Annotated in this window: 10 protein-coding genes; 6 read left to right on the plus strand and 4 right to left on the minus strand. The window is 67.4% G+C overall.

Annotated elements, in window-relative coordinates:
- Positions 1-45: 45 nt before the first annotated feature.
- The 5 genes from atpD to Poly30_RS11045 all read left to right on the plus strand — a co-directional run bounded on the left by atpD (position 46) and on the right by Poly30_RS11045 (position 5,631).
- Positions 46-1,515, plus strand: a complete 1,470-nt coding sequence (gene atpD / locus Poly30_RS11025) for a F0F1 ATP synthase subunit beta (protein ID WP_145197184.1) — start codon at positions 46-48, stop codon at positions 1,513-1,515.
- Positions 1,516-1,571: 56 nt separating this feature from the next.
- On the plus strand, positions 1,572-1,994 hold the full coding sequence (atpC, locus tag Poly30_RS11030) for an ATP synthase F1 subunit epsilon (RefSeq protein WP_145197186.1): 423 nt from the start codon (positions 1,572-1,574) through the stop codon (positions 1,992-1,994).
- Positions 1,995-2,028: 34 nt separating this feature from the next.
- Positions 2,029-3,864 carry an aspartate--tRNA ligase gene (gene aspS, locus Poly30_RS11035; protein WP_145197188.1) on the plus strand — a complete coding sequence of 612 codons (1,836 nt, stop codon included), beginning with the start codon at positions 2,029-2,031 and terminating at the stop codon, positions 3,862-3,864.
- A 111-nt stretch (positions 3,865-3,975) separates the two neighbouring features.
- Positions 3,976-4,584 carry a translation initiation factor IF-3 gene (infC, locus tag Poly30_RS11040; RefSeq protein ID WP_145197190.1) on the plus strand — a complete coding sequence of 203 codons (609 nt, stop codon included), beginning with the start codon at positions 3,976-3,978 and terminating at the stop codon, positions 4,582-4,584.
- 132 nt (positions 4,585-4,716) lie between these two features.
- Entirely contained in the window at positions 4,717-5,631 is a 915-nt protein-coding gene (locus Poly30_RS11045) for a hypothetical protein (RefSeq protein ID WP_145197192.1), read from the plus strand.
- A gap of 3 nt (positions 5,632-5,634) precedes the next feature.
- On the opposite strand, the gene Poly30_RS11050 is transcribed toward Poly30_RS11045, so the two are convergent.
- Together Poly30_RS11050 and Poly30_RS11055 are read right to left on the minus strand one after the other, a co-directional pair.
- Positions 5,635-7,074 carry a glycoside hydrolase family protein gene (locus Poly30_RS11050; protein WP_145197194.1) on the minus strand — a complete coding sequence of 480 codons (1,440 nt, stop codon included), beginning with the start codon at positions 7,072-7,074 and terminating at the stop codon, positions 5,635-5,637.
- 85 nt (positions 7,075-7,159) lie between these two features.
- Positions 7,160-9,667: a sigma-70 family RNA polymerase sigma factor gene (locus Poly30_RS11055; RefSeq protein WP_145197196.1), complete on the minus strand. Its 2,508-nt coding sequence runs from the start codon at positions 9,665-9,667 to the stop codon at positions 7,160-7,162.
- Positions 9,668-9,907: 240 nt separating this feature from the next.
- Between Poly30_RS11055 and Poly30_RS11060 the strand changes: the two genes are divergently transcribed.
- Positions 9,908-10,558, plus strand: a complete 651-nt coding sequence (locus tag Poly30_RS11060) for a YHS domain-containing (seleno)protein (protein WP_145197198.1) — start codon at positions 9,908-9,910, stop codon at positions 10,556-10,558.
- Positions 10,559-10,565: 7 nt separating this feature from the next.
- Here the strand turns inward: Poly30_RS11060 and Poly30_RS11065 are convergent, their stop codons facing one another.
- Both Poly30_RS11065 and Poly30_RS11070 read right to left on the minus strand, forming a co-directional pair.
- Positions 10,566-12,764 carry an Ig-like domain-containing protein gene (locus tag Poly30_RS11065; protein WP_419191250.1) on the minus strand — a complete coding sequence of 733 codons (2,199 nt, stop codon included), beginning with the start codon at positions 12,762-12,764 and terminating at the stop codon, positions 10,566-10,568.
- A gap of 160 nt (positions 12,765-12,924) precedes the next feature.
- Positions 12,925-13,695 (minus strand): M90 family metallopeptidase, encoded by a 771-nt coding sequence (locus tag Poly30_RS11070; protein WP_145197200.1) that lies wholly within the window; start codon positions 13,693-13,695, stop codon positions 12,925-12,927.
- Between the last annotated feature and the right edge of the window lie 116 nt (positions 13,696-13,811).

Consider the following 13,811-nt stretch of genomic DNA (forward strand, 5'->3'; position numbering starts at 1 on the left):
ACGCCCCTTACCCCAGCGCCTCCCTCTTCGAGGCACTCCAATCCCATGAGCACGGCAACTGCGTCTTCAGGCACTCAGACCAAAGGCACGATCTCCCAGATCTTCGGCCCGGTCGTCGACGTCCGCTTCCCCTCGGGCCACCTGCCGGCGATCTACAACTCGATCACCGTCAAGAACGCAGAGCGAGACATCGACCTCGTCCTCGAGGTCGCCCAGCACCTCGGTAACGACGTCGTTCGCTGCGTCGCGATGGCGTCCACCGACGGCTGCAGCCGCGGCATGGAAGCCTTCGACACCGGCAACCCGATCATGGTGCCGGTGGGTGAGCGCACGAAGGGTCGAATCTTCAACCTGCTCGGCACCCCGCTCGACACCGTCGCCCGCGGCGGCATCGAGGACGGCGTGCACTGGCCGATCCACCGCGACGCGCCGAAGTTCGACGAGCAGGAAGCCGTTTCCGAGCTCTTCGAGACCGGCATCAAGGTCGTCGACCTCCTTTGCCCCTTCGCCAAGGGCGGCAAGATCGGCCTCTTCGGCGGTGCAGGCGTCGGCAAGACCGTTCTGATCCAGGAGCTCATCCGGATCACAGCGGTCGAGAAGGGCGGCTTCTCGGTGTTCGCCGGCGTCGGCGAGCGGACCCGCGAGGGCAACGACCTCTGGCTCGAGATGTCCGAGGCGAAGTACAGCCTTCCGGACGGGGGCGAGGCGTCGGTGATCGACAACGCCGTGCTCGTGTTCGGTCAGATGAACGAGCCCCCCGGTGCCCGTCTCCGCGTCGCGCTGACCGGCCTCACGATGGCCGAGTACTTCCGCGAAGAGAAGGGCCAGGACGTGCTGCTGTTCGTCGACAACATCTTCCGCTTCGTCCAGGCGGGTTCCGAGGTGTCGGCGCTCCTGGGCCGCATGCCCTCCGCCGTGGGCTACCAGCCGACGATGGCGTCCGAGATGGGTGCTCTTCAGGAGCGCATCACGACGACCAAGGACGGTTCCGTGACCTCGATGCAGGCCGTGTACGTCCCCGCGGACGACATCACGGACCCGGCGCCGGTGGCGACCTTCGCCCACCTCGACTCGACGATCATCCTGGACCGCGCGATCTCGGAACTCGGGATCTACCCCGCCGTGGACCCGCTGAAGTCGACGTCCCGCATGCTCGACCCCCAGGTCGTGGGTGAGGAGCACTACAACACGGCCCGTCAGGTCCAGCAGACGCTCCAGCGCTACGCTGACCTCAAGGACATCATCGCGATCCTCGGTATCGAGGAACTCTCGGACGAGGACAAGAGCGTCGTCAGCCGTGCGCGCCGGATCCAGAAGTTCCTGGCTCAGCCGTTCTTCGTGGCCGAGCAGTTCACCGGCATGGCAGGCGTGTTCGTTCCGCGCGAGGACACCGTTCGCTCGTTCCGTGAGATCCTCGACGGCAAGCACGACGCTCTGCCCGAGGATGCCTTCTACATGGTCTCCGGCATCGATGCCGCGATCGCGAAGGCCGAGAAGATGAAGTCCCAGGACTGATTCGACCTTCCCCCGTCACGACCCAGCACACCGTCTCGAACGAGCGACCGATTTCCATGGCCGGCACCCTCTCCATCCGCGTGATCACGCCCGAGCGCATCCTCCTGGATACGACTTGCTCGAGCGTCAGCTTTCCCACCGTCGACGGCAGCGTCGGTGTGCTGTCGGGGCACGCCCCGATGGTGGCGGCGATCGGTGTGGGGGAGCTGGCCTACAAGACGGAAAGCGGCGCGGCGGACTCGGTGTTCGTCGCGGGCGGCTTCGCTGAGGTGCGCGACAACGTGGTGCGCATCGTGACGGACACCTCGGAGCCTGCCTCCGAGATCGACGTGGAGCGCGCGGTGAAGGCAGCTGAACGCGCCCGTCGCCGACTCGAGCAGTTCGAGTCGAGCGAGGGCGAGAAGCTGGATATACTGCGCGCCCGCGCCTCGCTGTCTCGCGCGCTCATGCGCGAGCTGATCGCGAAGAAACGTAGATAGTCGCGCGAAGGAATTTGCGCGCTTCGGCACTCATATGACGGCAACCCAAGTCGGAGCCAGCTGGCGCCGAACGCATAACTGCGGAGAACTCCGCGAAGACCACGACGGCGCCCAGGTCACCCTCAATGGGTGGGTCCAGCAGCGGCGGAACCTCGGTGGGATCTACTTCATCGACCTGCGCGATCGCTACGGCGTGACCCAGATCGTGCTGCCGGAGGACCTCGAGGCCGAGGTCAAGCTGGCACGCGAGGACTGCATCGCCGTCACCGGCGTCGTGGCGAAGCGCGAAGCGCCGAACGATCGGATGCCCACGGGGCAGATCGAACTGCGTGCGGCGACGGTCGAGAAGCTTTCGACTTCGAAGACGCCGCCGTTCGAGATCGAGGAGAAGCTCGATACCGCCGTCGAGCTACGGCTGCAGTACCGCTACCTCGACCTGCGCCGTCCGGACATGCAGCGCGGGCTCATGCACCGCAGCCGCTTCATCGGCGCCATGCGGAACGCCTTCCTCAAGCGGGAGTTCGCCGAGGTCGAGACGCCGATCCTGACGAAGGCGACCCCGGAAGGCGCGCGCGACTACCTCGTGCCGAGCCGCGTGCACCCGGGTGAGTTCTACGCACTCCCGCAGAGCCCGCAGATCTTCAAGCAGCTTCTCATGGTGGCGGGCATGGATCGCTACTTCCAGGTGGCGCGCTGCTTCCGCGACGAGGACCTGCGCGCCGATCGCCAGCCCGAGTTCACCCAGCTCGACATGGAGATGTCCTTCGTCGAGGAAGAGGACATCTTCGCCGCGTGGGAGGGCGTGCTCTCCGAGACGTTCCGCGACTCCATGGGCGCCGAGATCCCGACGCCGTTCCCTCGCCTCAGCTGGCGCGAGGCGATGGAGCGCTTCGGCTCCGACAAGCCCGACATGCGCTACGGGATGGAACTCATCGATGCCGGTCCCTGGGTTCCGCACTCCGGCTTTGGGGTCTTCCAGTCAATCGTCGAGGGCGGTGGCCGCGTCATGGGGCTCTGCGTCAAGGGCGGCTCCGAGGGCATCAGCCGCGGCAACATCAAGAAGCTCGAGGAGGTCGTAAAGACCTACGGCGCCAAGGGCATGGCCTGGTGGAAGCCGGGCCTCGAGGGCGGCGCCGCTGGCTCCATCGTCAAGTTCTGCCAGGGCGACTCCGGGGCGAAGCTCATGGAGGTCATGGGGGCCGAGGAGGGCGATCTCTGCGTCTTCGTGGCCGACGAGGAGCCTGTGTGCTGGAAGGCGCTCGGCGCGCTTCGGACCTACGTCGCCAGGACCCTGGAGATGATCCCCTCCGTCGACGGCGCCGATCAGGGTGGCTCGGGCCCCTGGAACTTCCTCTGGGTCACCGACTTCCCGATGTTCGAGTGGGATGCCGAGCCCGCCGATGGGGGCAAGCCGCGCTACGTCTCCCAGCACCACCCGTTCACGGCCCCTGACGACTGGGAGCTGGCCGGGGACCCCGCGAAGATGGGCAGCCGCGCCTACGACCTGGTCCTGAACGGCTGGGAACTCGGCTCGGGCTCCATCCGGATCCACCGCCAGGACACCCAGGCCAAGGTTTTCGACCTTCTCGGCCTCGGCAAGGAAGAGATCGAGATGAAGTTCGGCTTCCTGCTCGAAGCACTTTCCTACGGCCCGCCGCCCCACGGCGGCTTCGCGATCGGCCTGGACCGGATCGTCGCGCTGACCCTCGGGATGGAGTCGATCCGCGACGTGGTGGCCTTCCCGAAGACCACGGCGGCGGCCGACCTCATGTGCCACGCCCCCTCGACGGTCGACCCGCATCAGATGAAAGACCTGTTCATCCAGCACGCGGATCTCCCCCGGCCCAAGGAAGACGGCTCAAAGAGCTAATCCCCCCTGGGCGAATGGGCCGATCCGTCCTATCGTTCACATAACAGACTGGCGCCTGCCGTCCGCCGCCGTGGCGGACCAGGGCCATCACGAAACCCAAAGAGAACCCACTTGGCTGTCCAGAACTTCCGACGCAACCGACGAATCCGTGTTCCCGAAGTCCGATTGATCGACGAGAACGGCGAGCAGGCCGGCGTCGTACAGACGAAAGACGCGCTCCAGCGCGCCGTGAACGCAGGGCTCGATCTCGTCGAAGTCGCCCCGACTGCTCGCCCGCCGGTGTGCAAGATCCTCGACTGGGGTAAGTTCAACTACGAGCAGAGCAAGAAGAACAAGAAGGACAAGAGCGGGACGAAGACCAAGTCCGGGCTCAAGGAGCTTCGCGTTCGGCCTGCTATCTCGGACCACGACCTTTCCTACCGTCTGACGGACGGCCGGAAGTTCCTCGACGAGGGGCACAAGGTTCTCTGCGTCTGCATCTTCAAGGGGCGTCAGATGGCGCACCCGGAGCACGGCTACGACGTGATGCGCCAGGTCGCCTCGGAACTCGCCGACATGTCGAAGGTCGAGATGCCCGCGAAGATGCAGGGCCGTCGTATGACGATGCTGCTCAGCCCGTTGCCCGTGGCCCAGCGCCGCGCTGCGACCAAAGAACGCGCCCAGAAGGCGCAGGACGCCGAGGTCGCACGCGCGCGAGGCGAGGACGTTCCGGTGGAGTAAAGCTCCCTTCAGGCTCGCGCGCTTCGTCGCGCTTGTGATTGCACACGGTCCGGTGTCTGCTATCGACATCGGACCGTTTCTCATGGCCGGCTCCCCCCGGGGCCGCAGTCTTCTCCATCCACTTTCCATCCCATGCGCTGCCTCTTCTATTCGATCGCCTCGATCCTCCTGCTGACCTTTGCGTTCGGCGTGCCCGCCGCGGGCGCGCTGACCGCCTCCACCCCTGATTCCGTCAACACCGAGTGCCCGGTTTCCGGTCAGCCCGTCAAGGCCGGCATGGAAGTCGAGACCAAGGGTGGCAACATTGGCGTCTGCTGCGGCAAGTGCAAGGCCGCCGTCGAGGGCTGGAGCGAAACCAAGAAGGCCGAGTTCGTAGCCACCTTCGCTACCCAGGACGGCGAGGCTTCGCCCGAAGCTGAGGCGGCCGCGAGCTGGGACGGTGATCCCTACCTCCTCACGACCTGCGCCGCGTCGGGCCGCCCGATCGACGTCAAGGGCACGCCGACCACGAAGGTCGTCGACGGCCGCGAACTCAAGTTCTGCTGCGGAGGCTGCGCGGAAGCCGTCGCGGCGGACCCGGCCAAGTGGCTGGAGAAGGTCGACAAGGCCCAGATCGCGGCCCAGGCTCCGATCTACCCGATGGACACTTGCTGCGTCAGCGGCGAGCCGCTGATGGAGAAGAACGACGCTGGCGAGATGGCCTACATCGGTACGGACGTCATCGTGAAGAACCGACTCTTCCGCGTGTGCTGCGCCATGTGCGCCAAGAAGGTCACGGCTGAGCCGGACGCTTTCGCGCTGCAGCTCAACGCGGCCGTGATGGAGCAGCAGGGCAAGGACTACGTGCTCGAAGCGTGCGTCGTGAACGACAAGGGCGACATCAACAAGGAGTCGGCCAAGGCGTTCGTCGTCGGTGGTCGCCTGCTCAAGACGTGCTGCGGCGGCTGCGAGGCCAAGGTGCACGCCGATCCGACCACGTACGTGGCCAAGGTCGACGCAGCCCTTGCGGCCCAGCGCGAAAAGGCAGCCGCTTCCGCTGGCAAGTAGCCTTCAGCGCACGAAGACGCAGTACATGACGCCGTCCAGCGGGAAGGCTGCATCGCGGGGTAGATTCCCCCCGATCGCGACCGCCCCCGGCTCGAACGAGCGCTCATAGACATCGAGGATCCGCGGGGAAGCCAGGCTTCCCCGCGGATCCTCGACGTTCAGGGTCTCTCCGGTGGCTGTCCAGCCCCCGAGCCAGGCGGGGAAGCCCAGGGTCGCCGTATCGTGGGCGATCGTCACGGTGGCGGTCTCGCTGACCTCGAAGCGCAGGAAGAACTCCGCGGCAGCGTTGCTTCGGACGTCCCCGATCCCTGTCTGCACGATGCGCGCGCCAACGAGCGACGCGGGCAGACTCTGGATGGTGGCGGGCGTGTCGAGCCATGGCTGAGCGCCGACGCGCGCTTCGGTGCCAGCCAGTCCGACGCCCGCGCCCGATGCGCACCGGATGTTCCGGATACCGAGCGTCTGCCACTCGTCGATGATGAGTTCGGCGCCCGCAATTGTCTGCTCGTGCCCGCCGGAGTAGAAGAGGTACGCCTTCCCGTCGATGTCGAAGAACACGTTCGGGTCGAGCGTCCGAGGACCGGGCTGGCGTTCGTAGGGTTCGATGGGACGGAGCACCTCGCGCGGAGCGGAAAGGGCCCACTCGGTCCAGTTGCGCCCGAGTCCAGGATGCGCCGGATCCGCGAGATCGATCGTGCGCAATCGGATCCGCTCCGGTCCCTCGTTCATCCGAGAGTAGAAGACGTAGAGTTCGTCGTTCCACGGCACACAGGCGTAGTGACGGACGCGGTTGTCGAACAGCTTCGGTCCCGTGGTGAAGCCCGTGAACCCGTCGCGCGAGCGGGCGAAGGGGCCGAGGCGGCCCGGCGAGTACGCGAAGCCGCGGTGCCAGAAGACCCGGAAGTAGGGTTCCCCGAGGTCCTCGTGGCTGGCGACCTCGAAGCGAGTCGCGTTGGTCGAGGTGGCGACGAAGGTCCGCTGATCGAAATCCGCGCCGTCCAGGGGCCCGTGGAAGTACATCACGAGGCGGCGGCGGGCGTCGTCCACGTGGACGTCCGGCGAGGCGACGTGGTCCTCGATGAGCCCCTCGACGTCTTCGAGGCCGAGCACCCCGGCACCCGGCGCGTGGACCGTCCAGGGACCGCGCACGTCGTCGGCGAACGCCACCCGAATGTGCCCGCCCTTGTGGTGGGCGAAGTACATGGCGTACTGCCCCGGGGCGTCCTCGATCCAGTCGGGAACGCGGATCACGGACGGCCCGGCGAAGCTCACGAAGGGCGGCTGGATCCCGGGGCGGTCGAGGTTCTGGGCGGTCTCGCGGGTGACGTTCTGGACCGAGAGAAGCGGGTTGGTGGTGAAGCGCGCGACCGTGACGCCCTGGGGCACAGGGGCGGTGGCAGCGGGGCCCGCGGGGAGCGCGAGGGTGATGACCAGAGCGAGCATGGATCCGAGCCTAGCGCACGCGCTACCGAGCGGGGATTGAATTCCGGAAATGGCCCATGGGGCCGCGGGAGGGCTCGATCCTCGGTCAATGGACAGGAACTTCCGGGAGACCGGTCAGGTCGTGCGGCCCCCGTCGGTCTCCCCGATTCCAGGGCGCGAGCGGAAGGTCGATCGTCTCTCCATCTTCGGGCGCAAGCAGGGGGCCGACGACGGTCGGGCCAGGGGGATCGTACATTCCCCACGAGTAGTCATGGAACGCGATCAGCCACGCCGGCTTCGCGTGGGGCCACGCCAGCTCGACCGTTTCTCCGCCCTGCAAGCCCAGGTGGACGCAGCCAGCGAAGGCCGTCCTCGGCCAGGCCGCGCTGTTGGAGCCAGAAGGGGACGACAGGAGACGTTCGTCCGGCTTCTCCGAGACCAGGATGACGCTGATGGGCGCAAGGTTCGCCGCCGCGGGCTCGCCGAAGCTGAGGTGGACGCGCCGGCGCGTGCGGCGGTCCAGCGGGACCGACACCTCATCGGCGCCCCGCGGAATCTCCACGGCGACGACCTCGTACCCGGGGATCTCCAGCTCGATCGAAGAGGTCCGGGCCGTTCGGCTGAGTCCCCGTGCCGGGATCGAAACCACGCCCGAGCCCACGATCGTCGCGACGAAGAGATTCGGTGAGTCGAGGGGGCGGCCGCGCAGGGTCGTCAGCTTGCGCCATCCTGCGACGCGGGGCGCGCTCTTCGGCAGATCGAGCGGCTTCCCCGGGCGCGTTCGATCCTCTAGCCGGAGGCGTACGCGGTCCTCGCCCGAGACCTGAAGGACGAGCGGCTCCGGCTCCGTGCCGCGTTCGAGCGTCGCGACGGTGGCCGTGGCGTGTCGGCCATCGGGTGCGATCGCCACGACCGTGCTGCGGGTCGCCTTCCGCTCAGGCGATCGAACGCTTTTGAGCGCAAACTCGCCGTCGGCGTCGCTGAACGTTGGGTGTACGTCGGCTCCTGATCGCCACGGATGTCGCTTTCTCCTGGCCGCTTGGTGGGCCGTCCAGGTCCAGGTCTCGGCCGAAGGGCCCGGATGAATCAGCGCTCCGCGCACGGGTGCGCCTTCCGCGTCGATCACCTTGCCCTGGAGAACCTGGTGCGCCGCAAGAGTGATATCTCCGAGTTCTTCGATCGTGGGGCCCGCTGCGCCCGGGGGAGAGACGTGACCGCCTTTCCACGTCGGGATCCTGGCGCACGGCTCGCCGGGACCCCTTCGGACCAGGAAGTCCGAGTCGCTGCACCAGACGTGAACGATGGCGCCGTCTTTGCGTCGCAGGAACTGGCGGGGGACCGAGCCGACGCCGGAGATCTCGAATCTTCCCTCTGCGTCGGTCCTGCCCACGTGCCGCTCCCTCTCGAAGAGGTCGTACTCGATGATCTCCGCGTCAGGGACCGGTGCGCCGAGCGCGTTCACGACCCGGCCCCTGGAGGTCGTTCCCACAGGTGGACTCAGGACCGTGGGTCCCGGGAAGCCAGCGCTGGAGTCGACGGCGAACGCGCCCGCCGCGTGACCCTGCCCTCGCCCGATCAGCAGCTGGTAGAGGTCGACTTCGATCGGGGGAACCACAGCGAGGCCCTGGGCGTCCGTGACACCAGCGGCGTACAGGCTCGGAGGAGGGAGGTACTCGACATCCATGGCCTCTTGGGGCTGGGGATCGTTCTCGCCCGTGGCGACGGCGTACCATTCGGCGCCCACCAGGGGCTTGCCCGTTTGCGGGTGGAGGATCTGGAACCGACGCTCTCCGCGGCCTGCGCTCGGCTCGGGGAGCGCGGCTTCGCGCTCGGGACCTGGCTGGGCGATCGGGACGACGGGGGACGACAGCGCTGCCGGCGACGCCGGACTCAGTAGCGCCAGAGACTCCCGTTCCTGCTGCGCCGGCTCGACACGCCAGAGCCCCGCGAGCATCGCTCCGGCGGAGGTGACCACCAGGAGCGCCGCCACCCATGGGAGCGAGTTCGCGCTCGCAGCGGCGGAGCCGGCAGCATGGGGGGCCACCGACCTTGAACCTTGCGCGAAAGCGATCGCCGCGGGAAGCCAGCTGGCCCGTCCGCTCTGGGTCTCTTGCTCGAGGTCCGCGCGAAGCCTGGTCATCCCCCGATGAATCCTCTGTCGAACGGCGCCGCTCGAGGTGTTCTCCAGGCGAGCCGCAATCTCCGTGGGTCGCAGCCCCTCGTAGTAGCGCAAGACGATCGCCTGCCGCTCATCGTCCGGGAGCCGCAGCACCAGTCGTGAGAGTTGCTCCCTCAGCTCCGCGCCCGCCATCGCCGACTCGGGCGTCGTCTCCACCAGGTCAGGCTGCGCAGCCGCGACTTCGCGTCTCCGGCGTCGACCTGTTCGACGTCTCGACTCCTGCGCCACTCGGCCTACCGTGATCGCCAGCCAGCCCCGGAGCTTCCCCATGGCGTGGGCCGAGGCCGCAGAATCCGCGCCGAGGGCGCGGATCATGGTCTCCTGGACGAGGTCATCCGCCTCGGCTGCATCCCGAACGAGGCGGTCACAGAGGCGCTCCAGCCACTCGCGCTCGCCGAGGAGCTGATCGATCGTGAGGACGGTGGGAGGGGTCATCGGACGGGAGGATACGGGTGCTGGGCGGGGTAGGGTTCCTGCTTCAGTGACCGCCTGGCGAAGCCCGTTACCGGATTTTGGGCGATTTCAGGCACCATCGGGGAGCGCAGCCTCGATCTCGCAGGAGCCCCGTCACAATGGGGGCCCCGCGCCGAACGGCCACGTCCCGTTGGCTGGCGCGGGCCTCCGGGGTGATTGGCGCCCTGCTCGGCGCTTCCCTCATCCACCTCCTCACCCTGTATGAAACACCTGATTCGATCCCGGGCCTTGGTCGCTCCCAGCGTTCTGGCCTGTCTCGTGGCCTTGCCCCAGGCAGCCCAGGGGCAGGTGACGTCCGCCGCGGGGGTCGTCATGGCCACGACCGCGACGTGGCAGACGCCCGTCGATAAGCCGGTGGACAAGCCGGTCGAGAAGCCGGTGGATAAGACCGGCGACTACAACGTCGACAAGAAGGGGCTCGCCCTCGATGGCTACGACCCCGTCGCCTACTTCCAGGAGTTCGGCGGTCAGGCCAAGAAGGGCGACAAGTCGATCACCACGAAGCACGAGGGGGTGATCTACCGCTTCAGCTCCGAGGCAAACAAGAAAGCGTTCCTGGCCGATCCGTCTCGTTTCCTTCCGATGTACGGCGGCTGGTGCGCATGGGCGATGGCCGACGGGAAGGGCGATAAGGTCGAGATCGATCCGAAGTCGTTCACCATCGAAGACGGCCGGCTCTACGTGTTCTTCGACGGCTTCTTCGCCGACACGCGCAAGTCGTGGAAGAAGAAGGGGGGCGCGCCGAAGCTGAAGACGATGGCCGACACCAACTGGACGCGTCTCAGCGGCGAGGCGGCGCGAGCGGGCGATACGCCCAAGCCGGCACCCAAGCCGGCCGACAAGAAGAAGTAGGGCGCTGCTAGGGCAGGAACCTGGCGCGGAGCGCGTTCGACGCATTCGACCCTGCGGGACTGCCGACGTCGCGGTACCAGAGCTGGAAGCGCACCGTCGCGCCCGCCGTGATCGCATTCGGTCCGGACGAGGCGGGTGGGGCCGCCAGGTCCACGTCCCATGTGCCGCTGCCGGTTCCATCGAAGAACGTCGGCGCGGGTGCGCGCTGGAGCGTTCCCCCGATGCAGAGCCGGCCGTCTCCGAGCGGCGCATCCGCTTCGGCGAAGCCGTAGAAGAAGAGGCCCGCACCGTTCGGGATCGCCTGATCGACGCTGAGGACGAAGTCGTTCCGTCCGATGCTGGTCGTTCCCGACGAGCGGAGTCGCGCACCCAGGCCTGTGGTGTTGGGTGTGCTCGTGCAGAAAGCTTCGACCGCGTACACGTCGAGGATACGGGTGCTGGCCTGGAGATCGACGGGACCGATCGCGACGTCGCCGCTGGAAACGCTCACCATGTCGGGGGCGAGGACAAGGCCGTCGAGGACCGCGGTCGCGCCGACGACGTCGGGTCCGACCTCGAGCCGAACCCTCGGAGTGGAACTCTCGGCGGTGACGTCCAGGGCAGGATCGTAGGCCGAGTCGGCCAGGGGAGCGAGCACCACGCTGAGCGGCGACTGCGCCGTGAGCGCGAGACCCGCGCGGTCAAGATCGAAGCCGATCTCGCCGGCGCGAGCGACCTCGGCGTGGAGCGCGTTCGCGGCAGCGTCTCTCGTGACGCGAACGGCGGCGGGCTCGGCGCTCCACGGAGCGCTGGTGAGGAGTTCGGCCCAGAAGGCGCGCCGATGCTCGTCCTCGTAGGTCTTGAAGACGATCTTCTCCGGACTGTGAACCAGCGTACGTCGCTCGAAGAAATCGTAGACGCCCAGGAGGTCGCCGGGGTTCAGCGGATCCGCGGTGCCGAAGAGGCCCGCCTGGGCCGGCGTTCCGGAGAGCCAGCGGTTGTCGCTGAAATGGCCGACGGGCGTGAACAGGTAGGCCCAGTCGTAGCCGTCCGGCTCGTTCGCGTGCAGCTCGGTGAGCGTCGGAGTATGCCCGAAGCAGAAGGTCGAGGTGCCATGGCACGCGTCGAAGGACGCATCGGTCGTGACGTGCCAGCCGTGCAGGTACTCGGACTCGGAGGTCGTGTTGCTGGCCACCGTGTCGTTTAGCCCGTGAGCGTGGTGGACGGGGATGTTGAAGGCGTTCTCGAGCAGGAAGCGCCCGCTCGTGACTTTGACCATGGTGTCGACGCGCGGCGTCGAGCCAGGAACGCCGCCGACCATGCCGTTCTTGCACTCTTCGTTCTGGGGCCTGCGCACGTGGACTTCGAACATGTCCGTGGGCGCGCCCATCGGCGCGATGGCCGCGAAGTAGTCCGGATTCTTCAGTCCGATCGCGTACGTGCCGCGTCCTCCCATGGAGAAGCCGGTGAGGTAGATCCGATCCCGATCGACCGGGTACAGGGCCGCGATCCACTCGATCGCGTCGAAGATGTCCTGTTCGCCTGGCCCGACGTTCGGGTCAGGGTTGTTCACGTAGGCGCTGGAATTCGACCAGTCGCAGCCGAGCTGGGCGAGGCCCCACTCGCGACCATCGGGGGCGATGCCGATCCATCCGCGCGCGTCGAGTTCGGCCGCCATCGCACCGGAGATGCTGCCAAGGCCGCCGCCGCCGTGAAGGTGGCAAACGATCGGCACCGGCGGCCCGTTGGGGTCGAAGCCCGCCGGGAGCCAGAGCTTCGAGTCCATCGGCGTTCCGTCCACGCTGGAGAAATACGTGAACTCCTGGAGCCCGGAGCCCGCGCCATCCACGGTCACGGTGACGCTGTCGAAGGCGGGCGTACAGGTGAAGCACTCGCGCGCTCGCGCGACCAGAGTATGGGGGCCCTGGCCGAGCGGACCCGTGTCCCAGTCGAAGGACCAGGAGTCCCGTCCCTGGGCGAGTCGCCACGGTCCACCGTCGACGGAGATGGCGACGCGGCCATTCATGAGCCCCGACGACGCTCCCGAGACCGTGATGACGCCGGACACGGTGTCTCCGGCGACCGGGTCCGAGATCGAGACGGAGACGACCTGACCGGAGGCCGAGTTGAGCACCAGCAGGAACCCGCCGAGCCAGGAGGCTCCTGACCGGAGCTGCCGGGAGAGGGCCTGGGATCGCGAATCAGGGCGAATTTTGGGTGCTTTCAAGGCAGCAGGTGGCGGTAGAAGCTGGATGCGGACGATCCTGGAACCATGGTTCTGGTTCCGGGTTCCGATGCCTCACAGGATTCTCGCCACAGGCTGGACTGGAGCGCCGTGTGGTCCGCGCGCCGCCCGCCGCGGCTCACGCAGGAGCCAGGGTGCGGCATCAGTCGTCGCCGCTGACCGGCGTCTGGCCGTAGAAGTCCACGAGGCAGCGGAACAGCTCTTCGTGGCGTTCGCGCATTCGCTCGGGCCGCTCGAAGAAGACCTCGGTCGCGACCGCGAAGAACTCGGCCTCGTTGGTGGCGCCGTAGGAGCCGAGGAGCGTGCGTTTGCCGCGGTCGGTCGATTCCTTCAGACGCTCGTACTCGCGACCTGCCACTTCGACCCACGTGTCATAGGCCTGGCGGTTGCGCGCAGGCGGCGTGCCGTCCGCGTAGCCATCGATCATGTCGAGCTTGTGCGCGAACTCGTGGTAGATGACGTTGCGCCCGTCGTCATCGTTCGCCGCGCCCTGCCGGGTCGCTCGCCAAGAGAGAACGACCGGGCCGCGGAGCCACGCTTCGCCGAGGCGGTGGCTGTCACCCTCGCCGCGGACGCCAGGCCCTTTCATGGTCCCGTCGGGTGCGCTGTAGGTGCTGGGGAAGAGGTAGACCGTGCGGACGCCTCGGTAGGCATCGTCGCCGAGGCCGAGGATCAGGCGGCAGGCCTGGGCCGCCACGCTAACGCGCATCTCGTCGGTCACTTCGAGGCCCGCGCGACCTTCCCAGTAGACCTGGTCGATCAGGACCATCGTGAGCTCCTCGAGCCGGGTGCGCTGAGCAGGGGTCAAGTGCGCCACGAACGGTAGCGACTCCATGTAGGGGAGCCACGTGGCGCGAAAGCCGCCCTCGAGGAGCCGCGCCCTCTTCCACTTCCTGTACAGGCTGATGAGCATCGGGGAAGCGTAACGGGGGGACCCTGGCTCCGGGTGAGGTACGTATCGAGGACCGGTTGGAGCCCGCCATCTTCTTCACGTTCGCCCGTTCCTTCGCGCTCTCGAGCTGCTCGTAG

Source organism: Saltatorellus ferox, assembly GCA_007751475.1.
Lineage (GTDB): Bacteria > Planctomycetota > UBA1135 > UBA1135.